The organism is Streptomyces sp. NPDC000134 (assembly GCF_042899225.1).
Lineage (GTDB): Bacteria > Actinomycetota > Actinomycetes > Streptomycetales > Streptomycetaceae > Streptomyces.
Genome location: NZ_JBIAZN010000021.1, coordinates 114,629 through 136,496 on the forward strand (window position 1 = coordinate 114,629; position 21,868 = coordinate 136,496).

At 72.7% G+C, this 21,868-nt stretch carries 18 protein-coding genes, 1 tRNA gene and 2 pseudogenes; 15 read left to right on the forward strand and 6 right to left on the reverse strand.

The window, feature by feature from the left end:
• Nucleotides 1–63: 63 nt before the first annotated feature.
• Nucleotides 64–1,014, reverse strand: a pseudogene (locus ACFY32_RS27745) (tyrosine-type recombinase/integrase); the annotation flags it as partial.
• A 1-nt stretch (nucleotide 1,015) separates the two neighbouring features.
• Here ACFY32_RS27745 and ACFY32_RS27750 point away from each other — a divergent pair.
• Nucleotides 1,016–1,324: pseudogene (locus ACFY32_RS27750) on the forward strand (UTRA domain-containing protein); the annotation flags it as partial.
• A 150-nt stretch (nucleotides 1,325–1,474) separates the two neighbouring features.
• On the opposite strand, the gene ACFY32_RS27755 reads toward ACFY32_RS27750, so the two are convergent.
• Together ACFY32_RS27755 and ACFY32_RS27760 are read right to left on the reverse strand one after the other, a co-directional pair.
• Nucleotides 1,475–1,561, reverse strand: a tRNA-Ser gene (locus ACFY32_RS27755).
• Nucleotides 1,562–1,624: 63 nt separating this feature from the next.
• Nucleotides 1,625–3,073 carry a S1C family serine protease gene (locus ACFY32_RS27760; RefSeq protein WP_390675587.1) on the reverse strand — a complete coding sequence of 483 codons (1,449 nt, stop codon included), beginning with the start codon at nucleotides 3,071–3,073 and terminating at the stop codon, nucleotides 1,625–1,627.
• A gap of 266 nt (nucleotides 3,074–3,339) precedes the next feature.
• Here ACFY32_RS27760 and ACFY32_RS27765 point away from each other — a divergent pair, with 266 nt between their 5' ends.
• From ACFY32_RS27765 to ACFY32_RS27775, 3 genes are all read left to right on the forward strand, one after another.
• On the forward strand, nucleotides 3,340–4,212 hold the full coding sequence (locus tag ACFY32_RS27765; RefSeq protein WP_359190604.1) for a glycerophosphodiester phosphodiesterase: 873 nt from the start codon (nucleotides 3,340–3,342) through the stop codon (nucleotides 4,210–4,212).
• Nucleotides 4,213–4,263: 51 nt separating this feature from the next.
• Nucleotides 4,264–4,902: an ATP-binding protein gene (locus tag ACFY32_RS27770; protein WP_390675588.1), complete on the forward strand. Its 639-nt coding sequence runs from the start codon at nucleotides 4,264–4,266 to the stop codon at nucleotides 4,900–4,902.
• A gap of 114 nt (nucleotides 4,903–5,016) precedes the next feature.
• Complete coding sequence (locus ACFY32_RS27775) at nucleotides 5,017–5,979, forward strand: DUF5926 family protein (RefSeq protein ID WP_359190598.1); 963 nt, start codon at nucleotides 5,017–5,019, stop codon at nucleotides 5,977–5,979.
• 246 nt (nucleotides 5,980–6,225) lie between these two features.
• On the opposite strand, the gene ACFY32_RS27780 is transcribed toward ACFY32_RS27775, so the two are convergent.
• Nucleotides 6,226–6,993, reverse strand: coding sequence for a hypothetical protein (locus ACFY32_RS27780; protein WP_390675589.1), 768 nt, complete (start codon nucleotides 6,991–6,993; stop codon nucleotides 6,226–6,228).
• A gap of 55 nt (nucleotides 6,994–7,048) precedes the next feature.
• Complete coding sequence (locus ACFY32_RS27785) at nucleotides 7,049–7,711, reverse strand: bifunctional DNA primase/polymerase (RefSeq protein ID WP_359190592.1); 663 nt, start codon at nucleotides 7,709–7,711, stop codon at nucleotides 7,049–7,051.
• Between the two features lie 621 nt (nucleotides 7,712–8,332).
• Here ACFY32_RS27785 and ACFY32_RS27790 point away from each other — a divergent pair.
• Nucleotides 8,333–9,718, forward strand: coding sequence for a PP2C family protein-serine/threonine phosphatase (locus ACFY32_RS27790; protein ID WP_359190589.1), 1,386 nt, complete (start codon nucleotides 8,333–8,335; stop codon nucleotides 9,716–9,718).
• 86 nt (nucleotides 9,719–9,804) lie between these two features.
• A complete protein-coding gene (locus tag ACFY32_RS27795) occupies nucleotides 9,805–11,268 on the forward strand; it encodes an aminopeptidase P family protein (protein ID WP_359190586.1) in 1,464 nt (487 codons plus the stop codon).
• A 15-nt stretch (nucleotides 11,269–11,283) separates the two neighbouring features.
• Here the strand turns inward: ACFY32_RS27795 and ACFY32_RS27800 are convergent, their stop codons facing one another.
• Entirely contained in the window at nucleotides 11,284–11,730 is a 447-nt protein-coding gene (locus ACFY32_RS27800; protein ID WP_359190583.1) for an ATP-binding protein, read from the reverse strand.
• A 221-nt stretch (nucleotides 11,731–11,951) separates the two neighbouring features.
• On the opposite strand from ACFY32_RS27800, the gene ACFY32_RS27805 reads away from it, so the two are divergent.
• The 9 genes from ACFY32_RS27805 (at nucleotide 11,952) to ACFY32_RS27845 (ending at nucleotide 21,796) form a co-directional block, all read left to right on the forward strand.
• Nucleotides 11,952–12,755 (forward strand): hypothetical protein, encoded by an 804-nt coding sequence (locus ACFY32_RS27805; RefSeq protein ID WP_390675590.1) that lies wholly within the window; start codon nucleotides 11,952–11,954, stop codon nucleotides 12,753–12,755.
• A 130-nt stretch (nucleotides 12,756–12,885) separates the two neighbouring features.
• Entirely contained in the window at nucleotides 12,886–13,623 is a 738-nt protein-coding gene (locus ACFY32_RS27810; protein ID WP_359190576.1) for a YcnI family protein, read from the forward strand.
• 88 nt (nucleotides 13,624–13,711) lie between these two features.
• Entirely contained in the window at nucleotides 13,712–14,365 is a 654-nt protein-coding gene (locus ACFY32_RS27815) for an SCO family protein (RefSeq protein WP_359190573.1), read from the forward strand.
• Complete coding sequence (locus tag ACFY32_RS27820; protein WP_390675591.1) at nucleotides 14,362–14,823, forward strand: copper chaperone PCu(A)C; 462 nt, start codon at nucleotides 14,362–14,364, stop codon at nucleotides 14,821–14,823. Before ACFY32_RS27815 ends, ACFY32_RS27820 begins: the two co-directional genes overlap by 4 nt.
• 13 nt (nucleotides 14,824–14,836) lie before the next feature.
• Entirely contained in the window at nucleotides 14,837–16,777 is a 1,941-nt protein-coding gene (locus ACFY32_RS27825; protein ID WP_390675592.1) for a copper resistance CopC/CopD family protein, read from the forward strand.
• 8 nt (nucleotides 16,778–16,785) lie between these two features.
• Entirely contained in the window at nucleotides 16,786–18,120 is a 1,335-nt protein-coding gene (efeB, locus tag ACFY32_RS27830) for an iron uptake transporter deferrochelatase/peroxidase subunit (protein WP_390675593.1), read from the forward strand.
• A gap of 52 nt (nucleotides 18,121–18,172) precedes the next feature.
• Entirely contained in the window at nucleotides 18,173–19,105 is a 933-nt protein-coding gene (gene pheA, locus ACFY32_RS27835; protein ID WP_359190560.1) for a prephenate dehydratase, read from the forward strand.
• A gap of 592 nt (nucleotides 19,106–19,697) precedes the next feature.
• Complete coding sequence (gene serS, locus ACFY32_RS27840) at nucleotides 19,698–20,975, forward strand: serine--tRNA ligase (RefSeq protein ID WP_359190557.1); 1,278 nt, start codon at nucleotides 19,698–19,700, stop codon at nucleotides 20,973–20,975.
• On the forward strand, nucleotides 20,972–21,796 hold the full coding sequence (locus ACFY32_RS27845) for an HAD family hydrolase (protein ID WP_359190555.1): 825 nt from the start codon (nucleotides 20,972–20,974) through the stop codon (nucleotides 21,794–21,796). The genes serS and ACFY32_RS27845 overlap by 4 nt, the downstream gene beginning before the upstream one ends.
• Nucleotides 21,797–21,868 lie beyond the last annotated feature (72 nt).

The window sequence follows — 21,868 nt, forward strand, 5'->3', positions numbered from 1 at the left end:
GCCGAAACAGCGGAATTCCCCTGATCGGCGCGCGACCAGGGGGACTTCGGGTGCGATACCAACTCAGTGGTGCGGATCATTGTGGTCACTGCTCGTGAACCACGTATCCGACGCCTCTGCAACCTGATCGTCACGACCGGCAACTGGCCGGGCATAGTGCCGGGTCGTGACGCTCGCGTTCGAATGACCGAGTCGGTGAGCGGCGGTCATCACGCCCTACCGATCGGCGGCCCATGTCCCGTGCAAGGCCCGGAGATCGTGCGGAGTCACGTCGGTCAGCCCCGCCGCCGACACCGCCGGATCGAAGTACGCCTTGCGCCACTGGTTGTAGCGCAGCGGCTTGCCGCCGGGGGTGATGAACAGGAGCGCGTCGTCCCCGCCGGGGAGAGTCTCCAAGTGCCGGTCGAGTCGCTTGGCGAGGGACGGGCCGACGCGGAGGAGCCGCTTCTGATGTGACTTCGGGGTGTCGAAGACCAGGGTGCCGTTTGCTTTCGCCAGGTTCTCGTCAACCAGGACGAAGCCGCCGGAGACATCGATGTCCGTGCGGCGGAGAGCGAACGCCTCGCCGACCCGCAGGCCCGCGTATGCGAGAAGCGCGATCAGCAGATCGTGCGGCTTGGCTGCGTTCCGGACGATCCGCGAGGCTTCGAGCGGGGTCAGGATGTGCGGCTCCGTCTGTGGCATCCGTGGCAGCTTCACGCCCCGGCACGGCGTCTGCGGGATCATGTCGTTGTCGACGGCGGACTGCATGATCCGTGACAGGACCCGGTACGCCTGCCTAATTCGGGACGCGCTGAGTCCCTTGGTGCGCATCCCGCCGACCCACTCGGCGACCGTCATCGGCCGGAGACTGGACAGCTCACGGTCGCCCAGCGCCGGAACGATCAGCGAGTTGATCAGTGACCGGTACGTCGCTTGCGTCTTGTGCTTGAGCTGCAGGGACACGGCGGCAAGCCAGCGAGTCGACCAGTCCCGCACGGTCGTCCGACCCTCCGCCAGATCGATCCACCGACCGAGCTGGGAACCGTACGAACTCACCGCCGGCACCCTCGTCGTCCTTCCCGAGGGCGGGCCGCACGCCGGGGCGGGTGTCGTGAACCGGATGGCCGCCATCGGCATCACCGTCAACCATGCCGTCGAGCAGCCGGAGCCCAGGCAGGCAACCGCCGAAGAGGCGTCGCTGCTCGAAATTCAGAAGGCCGCGCTCGTCACGCACATCCGCCGGACCTACTACAGCGACCAGGGGCGGCCGGTCGAGACGGCGGACATCATCGTGCCCGCCGCTCACTGCGAGATCGTCTACGAAATTCCGATCAACCGGTAGACGACTCGGTAGCGCCGCTCAGGGCGTGCCCCAGTCGTGCCCCTTCCGCGCCCGGTCGGTCGGGAAACCAGGGGGAGCAGTGGGGCCCGGCTGGTAGCGAGCATGGCTACGGCCCCCGACCATATGTACTGGTCGGGGGCCGTAACTGCGCGGTGGGTGTGGGATTTGAACCCACGGTGACGTCGCCGCCACGACGGTTTTCAAGACCGTTCCCTTAGGCCGCTCGGGCAACCCACCCCGCGCCGGTCGTGATCGGCGGCGCGGGGACCAGGGTAACGGGTCGGCGAGGGCGGGTGGGGGTCAGTCGTCGCCGGTCTTGGAGCCGAGGGTGAGTTCGACGGTGTGTTCCTTGCCGCCGCGCTCGTAGGTGACCGTGACCTTGTCGCCGGGCTGGTGGGTCCAGATCTCGCCGATCAGGGTCGGGCCGCTGTCGATGACGTGGTCGTCGAGCTTGGTGATGACGTCGCCGGGCTTGAGGCCGGCGTCGGCGGCGGGGCCGCCCGGCTCGACCGGTTCGGCGCCGCCGACGCCCTGGTCGGTGATCTTGGCGCCGTCGGTGGTCTGCTCCAGGGAGACGGAGGCGCCGATCTTCGCGTACACCGGCTTGCCGGACTTGATCAGTTGCTGGGCGACGTACTTGGCCTGGTTGATCGGGATGGCGAAGCCCAGGCCGATGGAACCGGCCTGGCCGGTGCCGCCGAGGCCGTTGCTCGCGGACTGGATCGCGGAGTTGATCCCGATGACGTTGCCCTGGGCGTCCAGCAGCGGGCCGCCGGAGTTGCCGGGGTTGATGGAGGCGTCGGTCTGCAGGGCGCTCATGTAGGACGCCTTGCTGGTGGAGCTGCCGTCGCTGGAGGCGACCGGGCGGTCCTTGGCGCTGATGATGCCGGTGGTCACGGTGTTGGACAGGCCGAAGGGGGCGCCGATGGCGATCGTGGAGTCGCCGACGGCCACCTTGTCGCTGTCGCCGAGGGCGAGCGGCTTGAGGTTGGACGGCGCGTTCTGGAGTTTGATGACGGCGACGTCGTAGCCCTGGGCGTGGCCGACCACCGTGGCGTCGTACTTCTTGCCGTCGGGGAAGGTGGCGGAGAGCTTGCCGCCGTCGACCGCCTCGGCGACCACGTGGTTGTTGGTGAGGATGTGGCCCTGCTTGTCGAAGACGAAGCCGGTGCCGGTGCCGCCCTCGCCGCTGTTGCTCTCGGCCTCGATGGTGACCGTGCTGGGCAGCGACCGGGCGGCCACGCCCGCGACCGTGCCCGGGTCGCGCTTGAGGGAGCCGCCGGTGTCGGAGGCGGCGACCGTGGTGGAGCCGCTGTCGTCGTTGTTCTCGGCGAGCGTGTAGCCGAGGCCGCCGCCCAGGCCGCCCGCCACCAGCGCGGCCACCAGGACGCCGGCGAACAGCCCGCCGCGCCCGCGGCCGGACTTCGGCGCGGGCTGCTGGTAGGGAGCGCCCCAGCTTCCGGGGCCGCCCGGTCCGCCCTCTCCGCCGGGACCGCCCGTACCGTCGCCGCCTCCGCCGCCGTACGACGGGGTGGCGGGCGGCGGGGGCGGCGGCCAGGAGGCGTCGGGAGCCGAGCCCTGGACGCCCTGCGGACCCGGCGCCGCCGCAGCGGGCGGCGCGTACGGCGGCCGGTGCTGGGAGGCGTCGCCCGGGGCCTGCTGCTGCGCGGAGGCTGCGGGAGAATCCACCGGCACGGGAGGTGCGGACGGGGCCGGGGGTACCGCGGTGCCCTCGTTCTCGGTGCTCACAGCTTCTCTCCTCGATCCACGGCTGTCGTTCGGTCGCACTCAGCCACGCCTGGGCGCGCCGGCCCGACGGTCCGGCGCGGTACCGCTGCACATGTCAGTTTGTATGCCGTCAGCTTTTCCCACGGGCCGTCAGAGCACCATAAGGCGTTGCTGTGGGTTCACGGCCTTTACTTACATCGGTAATTTAGGGCCTTTCGGACAGGAAGTCCTCGCCTCGGCATCCCGTCGGTACCCCGCCTACCCCCGCGCGGTGGCACCATGACGCGGTGACCCACGCACGACAGCACCGCATCCAGGTCGTCGCCCACCGCGGGGCCTCGGAGGAGGCTCCGGAGCACACCCTGGCCGCGTACCGCAAGGCGATCGAGGACGGGGCGGACGCCCTGGAGTGCGATGTGCGCCTGACCGCCGACGGCCACCTGGTGTGCGTCCACGACCGCCGCGTCAACCGTACGTCCAACGGCCGCGGCGCGGTCTCCGCCCTGGAGCTGGCCGATCTGGCCGCGCTGGACTTCGGTTCCTGGAAGACGCGCGGGGGCGCCGGGGTCCGCGACGAGGAGCCGGACTGGGTGCACCGCCCGGAGGACCGCGAGGTGACCTCCGTACTGACCCTGGAGCGGTTGCTCGAACTCGTGGCCGACGCCGGGCGCCGGGTCGAGCTGGCCATCGAGACCAAGCACCCCACGCGGTGGGCGGGTCAGGTGGAGGAGCGGCTGCTGGTGCTGCTCAAGCGGTTCGGGCTGGACGCGCCGCCTCGTGGCGAGGAGTCGCCGGTGCGCGTGATGAGCTTCTCCGCGCGGTCGCTGCACCGGGTGCGGGCGGCCTCGCCGACGCTGCCGACGGTCTATCTGATGCAGTTCGTCTCGCCCCGGCTGCGCGACGGGAAGCTGCCCGCAGGCGTCGGGATCGCCGGCCCCTCGCTCCGGATCGTGCGCAGCCACCCCGGGTACGTCGAGCGCCTGAAGCGGGCCGGCCACCAGGTGCACGTGTGGACCGTGAACGAGACCCGGGACGTGGACCTCTGCGCGGGCCTCGGCGTGGACGCCGTCATCACCAACCGCCCCCGCGCGGTGCTCGACCACCTCGGCCGCCCCGGCCGGGACGAGCGAAACGGGCAAACCGACCACCTGGACCCCTGACCCCTCACGGGGTGTGCACCGGCGCGTTCGGAGCGTGTCCGTCCGTGTCGAGTGCGTCACCGGGCGGGTACCGGCCGGTTTCCGGTTCAGGCCAATGGGGCATCCACACCGTGGCGTGGGGCGAAGGAGGTCTCGGGGGTGGCGTTTGTGGTGGCACAGGAGGTGCCCACGTCGTCGAGCATGGCCGTACCCCATGGCCCTGCGGGCGTGGGGGCAGCAAGACACCGTATGCGTGATCAGTTGCGCACCGGCGGGGTGGCGGAATCGGTCATCGACGATGCCGTACTGATCCTTTCCGAACTTTTGAGCAACGCGTGCAAGCACGGCCGACCACTGGGCGACGCCCTGGCCGGTGACGGCGACGTCCGGGCCGCCTGGCGGGTGGACCCGGGCGGCCGGCTGATCGTCGAGGTCACGGACGGCGGTGGCCCGACCCGCCCGGCCCCGGCGACCCCGTCGGTCACGGCGCACGGCGGACGGGGACTCAACATCATCACCGCGCTGGCCGACGACTGGGGCGTCCGGGACGACGCCTGCGGCGAGGTCACCGTCTGGGCCGTCGTCCACGAGGACGTGTACGACCCGGACGCCGGGCACCGCCGTGCCGACTTCGCCACCCGGGTCGCGGCCCCGTCGGTGTCCGAGATACCGGGGCTGGACTTCGCGGACGCGTTCGACGACCTGGGCTGACCGCGGAACCCGGGACCGTCGCCCGCTCCGGGGTTGTCCACAGGGCCCCGTCGGCCATGGTGTGAACGGCTAGGCTCGCGCCCGTACGAGAAGCCGTAACCGGGAGACCCCACCATGGCCAAGAAGCGACCTCAGACGAAGGCCAAGCGCCCTCAGCTCGACGGAGAGATCCCGGTGGTCGGCGCCCGCGAGCCCTGCCCCTGCGGCAGCGGCCGCCGCTACAAGGCCTGCCACGGCCGGGCCGCCGCACAGGCCGTGACCGAGCTGGTGCAGCGCCCGTTCGAGGGGCTGCCCGGCGAGTGCGACTGGGTCGCGCTGCGCGAGCTGGTCCCCGCCGCCACGGCCGGGCTGACGCTGAAGGACGGCCTCCCCGAGGACGTCCCGTCCGTCACCCTCGCGACCGTCCTGCCGATGGCCTGGCCGGCCCTGCGCCGCGACGACGGCTCGGTCCTCCTGGGCCTGCAGAACGACACGGCGTCCGGCGACATCAGCCGCGACCTCGCCGACACCCTCCGGCGCGCCCTGACCGCCGAGCCGGGCACCCCGGTGCCGGCCCGCCGGGCACCGGCCGACGGCCCCCGGCTGCAGGACCTGCTCGACCCCGAGGGCGCTTTCGAGCCAGTGGTACATGACGGATTCGAGTTCTGGGTCCCCGACGCGGAGAACACCACCGCCGAGGTGTCCGCCTCCCTGGAGCGGGCCAACGCCGCGGCCATCCCGACCGTCAAGCTGACCGGCGTCGACGCCGCGTACTGGTGCGAGACCCCGGAGAAGAACCACCTGCGCTGGGTCATGCCGCACGAGGAGGAGCGCCTGCTGGACGCCCTCGCCAGGCTGCACGCGGCGGGGCGGTCCTCCCTCGGCGAGGGCACCCGGCTGGTCGGGTCCTTCCGCGCTCACGGACTGACCGTGCCGGTCTGGGACCTGCCCAGCGGGGTCACGGCGCAGGACGTGGAGAAGCCCGCCGCCGAGTTCGCCGAGCGCCTCGCCGAGGCCCTCGCCACCGAGGCGCCGCTCAGCCCCGAGGAGCGCCGGGCCCGTGGCGGTCTCACCAACCGGCAGGTCACGCTCAGTTGACGTCCGCCCGCGCGGGAGCGCCGCGCCGCGGCCGACGGGCCGGCCGCGGGGCGGCGCCCCGGGCGGGTGACTCCAGTCACAACTTCCGCTCGGGACAAGCCAGTCGGTGACCGGAAAAGCAGAGATCGAATTTGCTAACCGCCGATCTCTTGTTACGGTTCGAGTAGCCCGGTTGCTGGTGCATCCCCCGTCGCCAGCAACCGGGTCTTTGCATGCCTGCGGCCGCTCACGGTCCGCAGTCGCACGTCAACTGCCCGTCGGCAGGGGCGAGTTGCTCCCCGTGCGGAGCAGCAGCGGGCCATGGCCGCCGCGGTCCGCGAACTCCTCGAACTCCGCGAAGGCCGTGCAGGCACCCGCCGGACCCCGGACGCGCTCCCGTGGTGTGTCGCACGATCCCGGCTCGTCCCCGGCACCGACCGCGCAGCGCGACTGGGCGGTGCGGCCCGCGGGTCCCAGCAGACCGAGCACCGCGTGCAGGGGGTGCCCGGCCGCGTTGCGGTAGTAGGCGCGTGCCCAGGTCCGCTCACCCTGGGTCAGGACGCAGGTCTGCGCCTCGATGCCCTCCGGGGAGGCCGGCTCGGGTCCGCAGCGCACGGCGGTGGCCGGCCCCAGGCCCAGCGGCGGCGCGGCGGGGGAGGGCGTGGAGGCCGGCGCACCGCGCCCGGCCCGCTCCGGCCCCTTGCCGTCCACGGCACCGGTACCGGAACCGGCGCCCTCGACGCCTCCGACACCAGCACCGGCACCCTCGACGCCTCCGACACCAGAACCGGCACCCTCGACGACTCCGGCACCAGAACCGAGGCTCTCCAGGACTCCGGTGGCGCGCTGGCCACCCCGCCCCGGCGGCCCCCCTCCCGTCCGGACGCGTTCGGAGCCCGCCGTGGCCACCGCGTACGGCAGGACGACCGCGCCCGTCACCACCCCCACGAGGGCGAACAGACGCAGCCGCCGGGCGGCCGCCCCGGCACGGTGGCGTCCGGCGCACGCGCGGTGCTCTCCAGGGTGCAGCGGCATGAGGCGGACGATAACGACCGCGGCCGGCCCCCCGGTCCGTGCACGCCGGGCGCCGCTACACCTCGGGGGCGCTCACACCCGTACGAGTGAGGGCGTCGACCACCGCGTCGACCACGGCCTCGACGTCGGGCACCCAGGGCGAGGCCGAGCCGGGCAGCGGGGCCCGCTCCCAGCGGACGGCGCCCCGGCCGGTCTCGGACGGCGGCAGCGCGAGGTAGCCGCCCTCGCCGTGGAAGCGGAGGGAGCCGGGGACGAAGTCCTTGGCGTAGAGCAGCTCGCCCAACTGCTCCATGGAGTACGGCTTGACCAGGATCGACCAGCGGGTCGGGGAGGCGACGACCGGGCCGAGCCGGATGCCCGTCCGGTCGAGCGCGGTCAGGGCGCGGGCGGCCGCCGGCGCGGGCAGGGACACCGCGCAGGGCGCCGTGCCGCCGGTGGCGAGGACGATCGGTGCCGCCGGGCGGTTGGTCCACCACCAGCGCACCATGCGCGCGTCGGTGCTGGCCGCGAGGAGGCCGGGGTCGAAGGGATGCGCTCCGGGCACCGTGCACTCCGGGTCGGGGCAGCAGCAGCGGGAACGTCCCCGCGGGTCCGCCGCCACGCCCGGGAGGACGGGCCACTGCCATTCCGTGGCGCAGGTCAGGGCCGCACTGAGCAGGTCAGGCCCTGTGTCGCGCTGGGACAGGAGCCCGCGTCGCCTTCCGAGGATCTCGCGCATGAGCGCTCGTTCCTTTCCGTTGCACGCCTGGCAACACCGTGGTCCGCATCACACCATGTGTCGATCACTTCGCTGTGCGTAGCTGTTGGCGCATCACACCCCTGCTGGAGGCAAGGGGAACCCCTATGGGCCGAGCATTGCTGCTGTCCGCGGCCGGTCCGTCCATACTGCGTCCATCAAAAGCATGGGCGTGGCGCGGGGGTGGCGAAGTCTGGCGTTTTGCCGTCCCGCGTATTTCTCTCCGCCTCCGCCACGGGAGGATGGGGCACGGTCGTCGGTGGATAGGACGCCCGGTTCCACCGCCAGGTTCCGGGTGGCTTGCCACCAGCCCTGGCCTTCACCGAGTACGTACCCATCACGACCGCTGTGACGCTCCGTGGAGCACCCCCAGTCGACCGCAACAAGCCGTCCTCCAGGGTAGTTTCAAGCCAACTTTGCTTTTTCGCAAGATGTCGAGAAGGAAGTCGCTCACGTCCCCCGGACACCAGGAATCCCAGCAGGACAATGCTGGACATCCCCTCACGAGTGCGTGTACATGTGGAGACACTGCTAGCGGCGCAGAATGACATGGGGGTTCGCGATGCTTTTGAGCAGTATGCGCCGGTCGGAAAGCCGGTTGCCATGAACGCCCCGCTCCCTCCGAAAGTGGCCGGAATCGATCCCACGGTTCCCTCACCGGCACAGACTGTCGCGCCTGTCACTCCCGTACCACCGCCGGACTCCCCCGCCGCACCGGGCGCCCTCCTCCAGGACCGGCTCGCGGGCTGGGTCTCCGACCTCACCACCCTGCACGAACTGACCGAACGGCTGGCCCGGACCGGCACCCTCGCCGACGCGGCGCAGGAACTGCTGCGGGCCGGTGCCGCCCTGGTGGGCGCCCGGCGCGGCCTCGTCGTCCTGGAACCGGCCGACGGACTCGGCCCCGGGACCACGACCGGCCTGGGACTGGCCCGCGCCGACCTCGGCCACCTGGAGACCGTCCCGCGCGCCTCCTCGCCGTACGGGCGGGTCCTGGAGGGCCTGCCGGTCGGCGAGGGCGGGATCGCCGAGCCCGACCTGTTCGCCGGGGAGGGACTCGACCCCCGGCACCGCGAGGTCGCCGTCCGCCTCGGCTACGCCGCCAGCTTCACGCTCCCCCTGCGCACCGAGACCGCCGGCCGCCTCGGAGCCGCCGTCTGGCTGTACGACGAGCCCGCCGAACCGCGCGAGCGGCAGCGGCACCTGGCCGGGCTGTACGCCCGCTACGCCGCCGAACACCTCGCCCGGCTGCTGGAGACGGAGCGCACGCGCACGCGCATGTCGACGCTCGCCGAGGAACTGCTGCCCTCCCGGCTGCCGCGGGTCGCCGGGGTCCGGGTCGCCGTCCGGCACCGCACCGGGCCGCGCGGCGGCGGCGACTGGTACGACGCGCTGCCGCTGCCGGACGCGGCGCTCGGCCTCAGCGTCGGCTCCGTCACCGGGTCGGGACCGGCCGCGGTCGCCGCGATGGGACGGCTGCGCGCCTCCTTGCGGGCGTACGCCGTGATGGAGGGCGAGGACCCGGTCGCCGTCCTGTCCGACCTGGAACTGCTGCTCCGGCTCACCGAACCGGCCCGCTCGGCGACCGCCCTGTTCGGGTACTGCGAGCCCGCGCTGCGCCGGATCACGCTGGCCGGCGCCGGGCACTGCCCGCCGCTGCTGACCGGCGCCCGGCGCACGAAGTTCGTGGAGACCGCCGTCTCCGCGCCGCTGAACATGCTGGCCTGCTGGGAAGCGCCGAGCGTGGAACTCCAGGCAGAGCCTGAAGAGACGGTTCTGCTCTATACCGACGGGTTGCTGCGCCGCACCGGCGACCCGGCCGACCGCGCCTTCGCCAGGCTGCACGCGGCGGCGGCCGGCGTCCCCCGGGCCAAGCGGCGCGACCCGGACGCCGTCGCCGACCACGTCCTGCGCACCGTCCTGCCGGACGGGGCCGACCGGGCCGACTCCGAGGAGGACGTCGTCCTGCTGGCGATCGGCTTCGAGTAGCCGCCCGGTGTAACAGGTCCTTCGCCCCTGGGCCCCCTTCCACGCGACCGTACGATGGGGGGTGGTCCAGTGCCGTATCGAGGAGGATGACCGTGGCGGAGGAGCTTCCGGAGACCCCGGAGACCACCGAGGAAGAGCCGATCAAGCAGCGGAAGAACGGCCTGTACCAGGGCGTCTCCGACGAGCTGGCCGAGAACATGAAGTCCGGCTGGGCCGACACCGAGCTGCGCGACCTGGAGCCGATCGCCCAGGCCGCCGAGACGGCCGCCCGCCGCGCCGCGCTGTCCGCCCGCTTCCCCGGCGAGCGCCTGGTCGTCCCGGCGGGCAACCTGAAGACCCGCTCCAACGACACGGAGTACCCCTTCCGCGCCTCCGTCGAGTACGCGTACCTCACCGGCAACCAGACCGAGGACGGCGTCCTGGTCATGGAGCCCGAGGGCGAGGGGCACGAGGCCACCATCTACCTGCTGCCGCGCTCCGACCGGGAGAACGGCGAGTTCTGGCTGGACGGCCAGGGCGAGCTGTGGGTGGGCCGCCGGCACTCCCTCACCGAGGCCGCGAAGCTGTACGGCATCCCCGCCGCCGACGTGCGGGAACTGACGGGCAAGCTGCGCGAGGCCACCGGCCCGGTCCGCGTGGTGCGCGGGTACGACGCCGGCGTCGAGGCCGCGCTGACCGACAAGGTCACCGCCGAGCGCGACGAGGAACTGCGCGTCTTCCTCTCCGAGGCCCGCCTGGTGAAGGACGAGTTCGAGATCGGCGAGCTGCAGAAGGCGGTCGACTCCACCGTGCGCGGCTTCGAGGACGTGGTGAAGGTCCTCGACAAGGCCGAGGCGACCAGCGAGCGCTACATCGAGGGCACGTTCTTCCTGCGCGCCCGCGTGGAGGGCAACGACGTCGGCTACGGCACCATCGCCGCCGCCGGCCCGCACGCCTGCACCCTGCACTGGGTGCGCAACGACGGCCCGGTCCGCTCCGGCGACCTGCTGCTGCTCGACGCGGGCGTGGAGACGCACACGTACTACACCGCCGACGTCACCCGCACGCTGCCCATCAGCGGCACGTACAGCGAGATCCAGAAGAAGGTCTACGACGCGGTCTACGAGGCCCAGGAGGCCGGGATCGCGGCGGTGCGGCCGGGCGCCAAGCACCGCGACTTCCACGACGCCGCGCAGCGCGTGCTGACCGAGAAGCTGGTCGAGTGGGGGCTCGTCGAGGGCCCGGTCGAGCGGGTGCTGGAGCTGGGCCTGCAGCGCCGCTGGACGCTGCACGGCACCGGTCACATGCTCGGCATGGACGTCCACGACTGCGCCGCCGCACGCGTGGAGGCGTACGTCGACGGGACGCTGGAGCCCGGCATGGTGCTCACCGTGGAGCCGGGGCTGTACTTCCAGGCCGACGACCTGACCGTGCCGGAGGAGTACCGGGGCATCGGCGTCCGCATCGAGGACGACATCCTGGTCACCGAGGACGGCAACCGGAACCTGTCGGCCGGGCTGCCGCGCCGCTCCGACGAGGTCGAGGCGTGGATGGCCGCGCTCAGGGGCTGAGCGCCGCGCGGGAGTTCACACCGCGACCAGCGGGGCGTCCTTCCGCCACTTGAGGATCTTGTCGAAGCTCACCACGGCACCGCGCCGGCCCGGCGCGGTGCCGACGTGCACATGGTCGGCGAGTTCCCGGATGAGCCCGAGTCCCCGGCCGTGCTCGGCCTCCACGGGCGCCGGCCGGGCCACGGGGGCGCCGGGGAAGCCGGGCCCGGTGTCGGTGACCTCGATGCGGCAGCGCTCGCCGTCCAGATAGGCGGTGACCCGGTACGCCTCGCCCGCGCCGTCCGGGCCGTCGTCCCCGCCGTGCTCCACGGCGTTGGCGCACGCCTCGCTGAGGGCGACGGAGAGGTCGTAGGAGATGTCGGGATCGACGCCCGCGGTCTCCATGGTGCCGATCAGCAGGCGGCGGGCCAGCGGCACGCTCGCGGCCTCGCGCCGCAGATGGAGTGACCACCAGATGCTCATGCTCCAGCCTCCCGGCCGCGGCTCGACATACCGTTACGTATTGCCCGGTGTGCCCGCACGTAAGCGCGGCGTTGACGTGAGAACGCCCATACGGCGGATGCGCCCCGGTTGCGCCCGGTGTATGAGGGACGGCCCGCCACAGAAGGTGGCCTTCCGGTCGTACGGCATCTTGCGGACCTGCCGTACGCCGGGGGCGGGACCGGTGCGATGATGAGGCCGCCATGACTGCCCCCCACCCTGCCGGGAAGGACCTCCGGTTCCTGCGGGCCGCGGTGTTCGCCGCGGTCTGCGTCGTGCTGGCCGGGGCGGGGCACTCGCTGGCCTCCTGCGCCGGCGTCCCGGCGTGGTCGCTGGGCGTGGGGTTCCTCGGGGTGGTCGCGGTCGCCGCGCCGCTCGCCGGACGCGAGCGCTCGTTGCCGGGGATCGTGGCGCTGCTGGCGGCCGGGCAGATGGCGCTGCACGCGCTGTTCGGCCTGGGGCAGCACGGGAGTACGACGGCCGCCGCCGCGGATGCCGGTACGGCGGCCGACGGGTCCCTGGTCCAGCAGGCCGCGCGGCTGGTGTGCGGGACCACCGCGGCGGCGATCAGCCCCGCCCAGGCGCAGCGCATCCTCACCGACGCGCGGATCGCCCCCGGGACGCACGCGCGCCACTCCGCCGAGGCGGCGGCCCCCGGCGGGGATGCGATGGGCTCCCTGCTGCCGTCCCTGCCGATGCTGCTCGGACACCTCCTCGCGGCGGTGGTCACCGGCTGGCTGCTGCGCCGCGGCGACCTGGCCCTGGCCCGGCTCGTCGAGCTGTCCGCGCACTCGGCGCACTGTGTCGCCGAAGGGGCACTCGTCCGCTCCCTGCGCGCGGCGCTGGCGCTGGTGCGCCTGCTGTGCGCCGGGCCGCCGGACGCCCCCGAGGCCGCGCGCCTGCCGCGCACCTGCCCGCTCGCGCCTATACGGCTGCGTACCACCGCACTCCAGCACTCGGTGATCCGGCGGGGTCCGCCCGCCGCCGCGCTCGTCCTCGCCGCCTGACACGACGCGCCCGCCGCTCCGCCGCACCGGTGGAGGGGGACGCCGTCGTGCGGCACGCGCGTGTGCGCGTCTCTCCCTCACCGGGCTCCACCCGGAGTCCGCGGAACTCATCGAAGCGGAGTGTTCTGTCATGAAGGCTTCCCGTATCGCCGCCGCCGGCGCCCTCGCCGGTGCCACCGTCCTGGTCCTGTCCTCCCCCGCCTTCGCGCACGTCAGCGTGCAGCCGGCGGGCGAGGCCGCCAAGGGCGGCTACGCGACGGTCAACTTCAAGGTCCCCAACGAGCGCGACAACGCCTCCACCACCAAGCTGGAGGTCACCCTGCCCGCCGACCACCCGCTGGCGTCGGTGATGCCGCAGCCGGTCGACGGCTGGGAGGCGAAGGTCACCGTCGGCACGCTGGACAAGCCGATCGAGTCGCACGGCGAGAAGATCACCAAGGCCGTCACCAAGGTGACCTGGACGGCGGACGGCGACGGCATCCGGCCGGGCTTCTTCCAGCAGTTCCCGGTCTCCCTCGGCGCGCTGCCCGAGGACGCCGACGAGCTGGTGTTCAAGGCGGTCCAGACGTACTCCAACAAGGAGGTCGTGCGCTGGATCGAGGTGCCGCAGGAGGGCCAGGAGGAGCCCGAGCACCCGGCGCCCGTGCTCGAACTGTCCGACGCCGGGGACGACGCCCACGGCGCCTCGGGCGGCAAGGCGGCCGACGACACCGAGGCGGCGGCCGAGACCACCACCACCGAGGCCGACGACGACTCCTCCGGCGGGACCGACACCACCGCCCGCGTCCTGGGCGTCGCCGGCATCGTCGTCGGCGCGGCGGGCGTCGCCTACGGCGTGTTCGCCGGGCGCCGGCGCGCGGGCGCCTGACGCACTCTCGTCCGGTGCGCGCCGGGGTCCCGCCCCGACCGGGGGACCCCGGTGCGCGCCGGTGCACACACAACTGGGACATTTCTCTATGCGCAAGAAGACGTTCGCCGCGGCGGCCCTGCTCGCCGCCGCCTCCCTGACCCTGTCCGCCTGCGGTGGCGGCGACGACGCCGGCCGGCCGGTCTCCGTGGTCTCCGAGGACCCCGCCGCCCACCAGGCCGCCACCGTCCTCGACAAGCCGTTCGAGAAGCCGGACCTGGTCCTCACCGACACGCGGGGCGAGGAGTACGACCTGCGCGAGCGGACCGCGGGCAAGCCCACGCTGATCTACTTCGGCTACACCAACTGCCCCGACGTCTGCCCGCTGACGATGAACAACATCGCCGTGGCGAAGAAGCAGTTGCCCAAGGCCGAACAGGACGACCTGCGCGTGGTGTTCGTCACCACCGACCCCGAACGGGACACGCCCGCCGCCCTCGGCAGTTGGCTCAAGGGCATCGACCCGCAGGTCATCGGCCTGACCGGGGACTTCGACACCATCCAGGCCGGCGCCCGCACCGTCGGCATCTCCATCGAGGCGCCGAAGAAGGACAAGGACGGCAAGGTCGTCTCCATGCACGGCACCCAGGTCATCGCCTTCTCCCCGAAGACCGACGCGGGGTACGTGCTGTACGGCGAGGACGCCACCGTGGACGACTACACCAAGGACCTCCCCAAGCTGATCAAGGGGGAGAAGCCGTGAGAGGCCCCGCCCTGTGCGCGGCGGTGCTGACCGGCGCGCTGGCCCTCACGGGGTGTGGATCGGAGGACTCCGGGGCCAAGGACACGGGCGCGCGGCTCTCGGTCAGCGGCGCCTACATGCCGCAGCCGGTCTCCGACTCGATGGCGGCCGGGTTCCTGACCATCGCCAACGACGGCGGCACCGAGGCCGAGCTGACCTCGGTGACCAGCGACGCCGGTGAGGTCACCGTGCACGAGACGGTCGACGGGGTGATGCGCCGGGCCGACCGCCTCCCGGTCCCCGCCCACGGCAGGCTGGTGCTGCGCAGCGGCGGCAACCACCTGATGTTCGACAAGCTGAAGCGACGGCCGAAGCAGGGTGAGACGGTCTCCGTCGAACTCCACTTCGCCGGCTCCGACCCCGTCACGGTCGCGATGCCGGTCAAGCCGGCCACGTACCGGCCGACCGCCGGGAACTGAGGGAGGGACCACCTTGACGCAGACCGCCGCCCCACGGGCCCGCACGCTGGTACTGCTGCTCCTGGCAGCGGTCTGCGCGCTGTTCGCCGCCGCCGGCCCCGCCGCCGCGCACGCCGCGCTGACCGGCAGCGATCCCCGGCAGGGGGCGGTGGTCGACCGGGCCCCGGCCCGGGTCTCGCTCACCTTCTCCGAGTCGGTCTCCGTGGCCGACGACGCGCTGCGCGTCCTCGACCCCCGGGGCAAGCGCGTCGACCGGGGCGATCCGTCCAACGTCAGCGGCACCACGTACGGCGTCTCGCTCCACTCCGGGCTGCCCGACGGCACCTACACCGTGACGTACCAGGTGGTCTCCGCAGACAGCCATCCCGTCTCCGGTGCCTTCACCTTCTCCATCGGCGCCCCCTCCGAGACCTCCGTCCCGGCCGGCGGTGAGGCGGCGGGCGGCGGGTCCGTCGGCTGGCTCTACGGCTTCGCGCGGTACGTGGCCTACGCGGGGTTCGTGGTGCTGGTCGGCGGCGCGGCCTTCGTGCTCGCCTGCTGGCCGCGCGGCTCGGGGGTGCGGGCCGTGCAGCGGGTGGTGGTCTCCGGGTGGCTGGCGCTGACCGCCGCCACCCTCGCCATGCTGCTGCTGCGCGGTTCCTACACCGGGTCCGGCACGGCCGGCGACATCTTCGACCTGGGACTGCTCGGCGAGGTCCTGCAGACCAAGACGGGCGCGGCGCTGGTCTCCCGGCTGCTGCTGCTCGCCGCGGCGGCGCTGTTCGTCGCGGTGCTGTTCGGGGCGTACGACAAGCGGGAGGACGACGAGAAGAGGGACCTCACCTTCGGGCTCGCCGTCGGCGGGACCGTGGTGGCGGCGGGGCTCGCCGCGACCTGGGCGATGTCCGAGCACGCCTCGGTCGGGCTCCAGGCGGGGCTCGCCATGCCGGTCGACGTGCTCCACCTGCTGGCCGTCGCCGCCTGGCTGGGCGGGCTCACCGCGCTGCTCGTCGCCCTGTACCGGGCGCCCGCGGCGACACCGGTGGACGCCTCGGCCGTACGCCGGTTCTCGAAGATCGCCTTCGGGAGCGTGGTCGCGCTGGTGGTGACCGGCGGCTACCAGTCCTGGCGGCAACTGGGCTCCTGGTCGGCGTTCACCGATACGCGGTACGGGCAGTTGCTGCTCGCCAAGATCGGGCTGGTGGCGGTGCTGGTGGGCATCGCGTATCTGTCCCGGCGGTGGACGGCGAAGCTGGCCGAGGGAGCGGTGCCGGTACCCGGGCCCAGGGGCGGGGTCCGCGCACCGGAGAGGGAGCAGGTCGGGGCGGCGGGGGCGTCCGACGGGGCGGTCGGCCCCGAAGGGCCGGGTGGCTCCGGGGCCGTCGGGGACGCCAAGCGGGCCGCTCAGCTCGCGCGGCAGCGGGCCGCGGTGGACGCCGCGCGGCAGAAGAAGCTGCGGAACGCCGATCCGCGGCGCTTCGGACTGCGCCGCTCCGTGCTCGCCGAGGCGGGCGTCGCCGTCGTCCTGCTGGCCGTCACCACCGTGCTGACCCAGACCGAACCGGGGCGTACGGAGCAGGAGGCGCGGGCCGCCGCCTCGTCCTCCGCCGCCTCCGGCGATGCCTCGGCCACCGGGACGGTCTCCCTGGAGCTGCCCTTCGACACCGGCGGCAAGGACGGCGAGGGTGTCGTGCGGATCGAACTCGACCCGGCCCGGGTGGGCGCCAACGACGTGCACGTCTTCGTCGAGTCCCCGGACGGCCGTGCCGTCGACGTCCCCGAGCTGAAGCTCGCCTTCACCCTGAAGTCCAAGGACATCGGGCCGCTGCCCGTCACCCCCGACCACATCATCACGGGACACTGGTCGGCCAGCGGGGTCCAGTTGCCCCTGGCCGGTGACTGGGAGGTCGCCGCGACCGTACGGACCTCCGACATCGACCAGGTGACCGTCTCCAAGAACGCGCAGATCGGCTGAACCGCACCATGGCTGACCAGTCCATCCCGGAGGCCCGTATCCCCGCGGCCTCCGCCGAATCCGCCAACGAGGGCACCGAGAGCGCGGGGAGGGCGGCCGGGACCGCCGACGCCCCCGGCTCGGCGGGCGGCATCTCGCGGCGGAAGCTGCTCGGCACCGCCGGTGCCACCGGGCTCGTGCTCGGCGCGGCGGGCGGGGCCGCGGGGTACGCCGCCGCGCCCGCCGAGGCCACGCCGCTGACCTCGCTGGGGGAGGGCCGGGCGATGTTTCACGGGAAACATCAGCCCGGCATCACCACGCCCCTACAGGCCTGCGGCCATCTCGTCGCCTTCGACCTGGCGGCGGGCGCCGGGCGCAAGGAGGCCGCCGCGCTGCTGCGCCGCTGGTCGGACACGGCCCGGCGGCTGATGGCGGGCGAACCGGCCGGTTCCGGTGACACGGACGTGGCCCGGGACGCGGGGCCGTCCTCGCTGACCGTCACCTTCGGGTTCGGCCACAGCTTCTTCGCCCGGACGGGACTGGAGAAGCAGCGCCCGGCCGCCCTCGATCCGCTGCCCGCCTTCTCCTCCGACCATCTCGACAGGGCCCGCAGCAACGGCGACCTGTGGGTGCAGATCGGCGCCGACGACGCGCTGGTCGCCTTCCACGCGCTGCGCGCGGTCCAGAAGGACGCCGGGCCGGCCGCCCGGGTCCGCTGGCAGATGAACGGCTTCAACCGGTCGCCGGGCGCCACCGCCCACCCGATGACGGCCCGGAACCTGATGGGCCAGGTCGACGGCACCCGCAATCCCAAGCCCTCCGAGGCCGATTTCGACCGGCGGATCTGGGTGCCGGAGTCCGGCTCGCAGGACCCGGCGTGGATGGCGAACGGCTCCTATGCCGTCGTACGCCGAATCCGGATGCTGCTCGACGACTGGGAGGAGTTGTCGCCCGGGGAGCAGGAGCGGGTCATCGGGCGGCGCAAGGCGGACGGGGCGCCGCTGTCGGGGGGCGGCGAGACGACCGAGATGGACCTGGAGAAGACCGACCGGGACGGGAACCTGGTGGTGCCGATCAACGCGCACGCGCGCATCACGCGCCCCGACCAGAACGGCGGTGCGGCGATGCTCCGCCGGCCCTTCTCGTACCACGACGGCTTCGACCGGGACGGGGTGCCGGACGCGGGGCTGCTGTTCATCTGCTGGCAGGCCGATCCGCTGCGCGGCTTCGTGCCGGTGCAGCGCAAGCTGGACCGCGGGGACGCCCTGTCGGCGTTCGTCCGGCACGAGGCGAGCGGGCTGTTCGCGGTGCCGGGCGGGGCGGCCGAGGGCGAGTACGTGGGGCAGCGTCTGCTGGAGGGGTGAGCCCCGGCGAATCCCGGCGCTGGGGGCGCGTACGGCCCATTAGGGTGAGGTCATGCCAGCCAGTTACGCCTATCTCGGTCCCGAAGGCACCTTCACCGAAGTCGCCCTGCGGACGCTTCCGGAGGCGGCGACCCGCCAGTTGGTCCCGTACGTGTCCGTGCAGTCCGCGCTGGACGCGGTGCGCGGCGGCGAGGCCGAGGCGGCGTTCGTGCCGATCGAGAACTCCGTCGAGGGCGGCGTCACCACCACCCTCGACGAGCTGGTCGCCGGGCAGCCGCTGATGATCTACCGCGAGGTGCTGCTGTCGATCACCTTCGCGCTGCTGGTCCGCCCCGGCACCAAGCTGTCGGACATCAAGACGGTCACCGCCCACCCGGTCGCCCAGCCGCAGGTGCGCAACTGGATCAAGGCCCACCTCCCCGACGTCGTCTGGGAGTCCGCCGCCTCCAACGCCGACGGTGCCCGGCTGGTCCAGGAGGGCCGGTACGACGCGGCCTTCGCCGGTGAGTTCGCCGCCGAGCGGTACGGGCTGGAGGTGCTGGAGTCCGGCATCCACGACGCGGAGAACGCCCAGACCCGATTCGTGCTGGTGGGCCGTCCGGCCCGGCCGGCCGCGCCGAGCGGCGCCGACAAGACGTCCGTCGTGCTGTGGCAGCGCGACGACCATCCCGGCGGGCTGCGCGACCTGCTGGGCGAGTTCGCCACCCGGGGCATCAACCTGATGCTGCTCCAGTCCCGGCCGACCGGCGCGGGCATCGGCAACTACTGCTTCTGCGTCGACGCCGAGGGGCACATCTCCGACCGGCGGATGGCCGAGGCGCTGATGGGGCTGAAGCGGATCTGTCTCCAGGTGCGGTTCCTCGGCTCGTACCCGCGTGCGGGCGTGGACCCGGCCACGGTGCGTCCGGCGCTGCGGGGGACGTCCGACGACGAGTTCGTGGCGGCGGCGGACTGGGTCGCCCGGTGCCAGGACGGACGCTTCTGACCGTCGGGGTCCGCCCGTCCCGTCCCCTCGGGCTCCCGTCCCGTCCCCTCGGGCTCCCGTCCCGACCCTCCGGCCCCCGGTCCCGAGCCTCGGGTTCGCCGAGTCCGACTGTCGTACCTGCCGATTTAAGTTATCCACAGAAGTTATCCACAGGTCCGCTTCTCGACCTGGGGACAAGTCGACAACGAACCGCCATGCAGTCGACAAATCGGCCCACAGGGCACATCTCCGTCCACAGGTCCCCAGGTCACCCCTCGTCCACCTGTTTCACGCCCGCCATCCTCCGGAGGGACGCGTTTCCACTCGAAAGTGGGCTCGTGGAGGGTTTGGAAGAGGAATTCTTCGTCCTTGATGTCCGATTAGGAATGATCGATTCCCGAGTCCACAGATCTTTCGCACAGCCTGTGGATAACTTTTCCCGACTGTGGATTCCTGTGGACAGCGCCGCCCCCAAGTCCCGTTCCGCACAAGGGAATCGGGTCAATTCCCCGCCGATACCTCCGTCGTTCCGGCGAATCGGACGAACCGCCTTGACCGGCGCCCGGCAATAGTGAGTCGAAGGCCGTCACCCCGCACCGGTAGCCTTGGCCGCGTGATTGACCTTCGCCTGCTTCGTGAGGACCCCGACCGTGTGCGTGCGTCGCAGCGCGCCCGTGGAGAGGACGTCGCGCTCGTCGACTCCCTCCTCGCCGCCGACGAACGGCGCAGGTCGTCCGGCGTCCGCTTCGACGAGCTGCGTTCCGAGCAGAAGGGCCTCGGCAAGCTCATCGGCAAGGCGACCGGAGACGAGAAGGCCGAGCTGCTGAAGCGCGCGAGCCAGCTCGCCGCCGACGTCAAGGCCGCCGACGCCGAGCGCGACGCGGCCGACGCGGAGACCCAGGCCCTGCTCGCGAAACTCGGCAACCTGGTCCACCCCGACGTCCCCGTGGGCGGCGAGGAGGACTTCGTCACGCTGGAGACGCACGGCACCATCCGCGACTTCGCCGCCGAGGGCTTCGAGCCCCAGGACCACCTGGAGCTGGGCCAGCGGCTCGGCGCCATCGACGTCGAGCGCGGCGCCAAGGTCTCCGGCTCGCGCTTCTACTTCCTGACCGGCGTCGGCGCCCTGCTGGAGCTGGCCCTGGTCAACGCGGCGATCGCCCAGGCCACCGCCGCCGGTTTCACGCCGATGCTCACCCCGGCGCTGGTCCGCCCGCAGGCCATGGGCGGCACCGGCTTCCTCGGCCAGGCCGCCCAGGACGTCTACCACCTGGACAAGGACGACCTGTACCTGGTCGGCACCTCCGAGGTCGCGCTGGCCGGCTACCACATGGACGAGATCCTGGACGCCGACCGCCTGCCGCTGCGCTACGCGGGCTTCTCGCCCTGCTTCCGCCGCGAGGCCGGTTCGCACGGCAAGGACACCCGGGGCATCTTCCGCGTCCACCAGTTCGACAAGGTCGAGATGTTCTCCTACGTCCTCCCCGAGGACTCGCAGGCCGAGCACCAGCGCCTGCTGGAGTGGGAGAAGCAGTGGCTGACCTCGCTGGAGCTGCCGTTCCGGGTGATCGACGTGGCCTCCGGTGACCTGGGCTCCTCGGCCGCGCGCAAGTTCGACTGCGAGGCGTGGATTCCGACCCAGGGCAAGTACCGCGAGCTGACCTCGACCTCGGACTGCACCGAGTTCCAGTCGCGCCGCCTGTCGATCCGGGTCCGCGAGGGCAAGCAGGTCCGCCCGCTCGCCACGCTCAACGGCACCCTGTGCGCCGTACCGCGCACGATCGTGGCGATCCTGGAGAACCACCAGCAGGCCGACGGCTCGGTGCGCGTGCCCGAGGTGCTGCGTCCGTACCTCGGCGGCCGGGAGATCCTGGAGCCGGTGGCCAAGTGAGCGACGCCCCCACCGGCCCGGACTTCCCGTACCGCCTGGTCGCGACCGATCTGGACGGGACGCTGCTGCGCACCGACGACACGGTGTCGCGGCGTACCCGTGACGCGCTCGCCGCGGCCACCGCGGCGGGCGCCGCCCACATCGTCGTCACCGGCCGCGCGGTCCCCTGGACCCGGCACATCCTGGACGACCTCGGGTACGACGGCCTGGCCGTCTGCGGGCAGGGCGCGCAGGTCTACCACGCCGGGGAGCACCGCCTGCTGACCTCGGTCACGCTGGACCGGCAGCTCGCCGGGGTGGCCCTGGCCAAGATCGAGGCGGAGACGGGCCCGCTGTACCTGGCGGCGAGCCGTGACGGGCTGGACGGCGAGGTGCTGGTCGGCCCCGGTTACCAGGTCGGCGGGGCGCTCCCGGCGACGCCGTTCACCGACGCGTCGGACCTGTGGTCCGCGCCGCTGAACAAGATCTACATCCAGCATCCGACGCTGTCGGACGACCAACTGGCCGAAGTGGCCCGGCAGACCGCGGGCGGTTTCGTCACGGTCGTCATGGCCGGGGCCGGCATCGTCGAGCTGCTCCCGCTGGGCCTGTCCAAGGCCACGGGGCTCTCGCTGGCGGCCCGTCGGCTGAAGCTGAAGGCGGCGGACACCATCGCCTTCGGCGACATGCCCAACGACGTACCGATGTTCGCCTGGGCTGCCCGGGGCGTGGCGATGGCCAACGCCCACGCGGAGCTGAAGGCGGTGGCGGACGAGGTGACCGCCTCGAACGACGAGGACGGTATCGCGGTGGTGCTGGAGCGGTTGCTCGACCGGGGCTGAGCGACCGCCCCGGTGCCTGTTCCAGCTCGGCCGGAGTCGAGCGAAGGCTCCGGCGGTGGCCCGCTTGGCTCG

Excerpts from the sequence above, each read along its gene's own strand:
- ACFY32_RS27775 (WP_359190598.1), top strand. The coding sequence starts at position 5,017 with ATGGCCAAGAAGCGACCTCAGACGAAGGCCAAGCGCCCTCAGCTCGAC.
- ACFY32_RS27780 (WP_390675589.1), bottom strand. The coding sequence starts at position 6,993 with ATGCCGCTGCACCCTGGAGAGCACCGCGCGTGCGCCGGACGCCACCGT.
- ACFY32_RS27785 (WP_359190592.1), bottom strand. The coding sequence starts at position 7,711 with ATGCGCGAGATCCTCGGAAGGCGACGCGGGCTCCTGTCCCAGCGCGAC.
- ACFY32_RS27790 (WP_359190589.1), top strand. The coding sequence starts at position 8,333 with ATGAACGCCCCGCTCCCTCCGAAAGTGGCCGGAATCGATCCCACGGTT.
- ACFY32_RS27795 (WP_359190586.1), top strand. The coding sequence starts at position 9,805 with ATGACCGTGGCGGAGGAGCTTCCGGAGACCCCGGAGACCACCGAGGAA.
- ACFY32_RS27800 (WP_359190583.1), bottom strand. The coding sequence starts at position 11,730 with ATGAGCATCTGGTGGTCACTCCATCTGCGGCGCGAGGCCGCGAGCGTG.
- ACFY32_RS27805 (WP_390675590.1), top strand. The coding sequence starts at position 11,952 with ATGACTGCCCCCCACCCTGCCGGGAAGGACCTCCGGTTCCTGCGGGCC.
- ACFY32_RS27810 (WP_359190576.1), top strand. The coding sequence starts at position 12,886 with ATGAAGGCTTCCCGTATCGCCGCCGCCGGCGCCCTCGCCGGTGCCACC.
- ACFY32_RS27815 (WP_359190573.1), top strand. The coding sequence starts at position 13,712 with ATGCGCAAGAAGACGTTCGCCGCGGCGGCCCTGCTCGCCGCCGCCTCC.
- efeB (WP_390675593.1), top strand. The coding sequence starts at position 16,786 with ATGGCTGACCAGTCCATCCCGGAGGCCCGTATCCCCGCGGCCTCCGCC.
- pheA (WP_359190560.1), top strand. The coding sequence starts at position 18,173 with ATGCCAGCCAGTTACGCCTATCTCGGTCCCGAAGGCACCTTCACCGAA.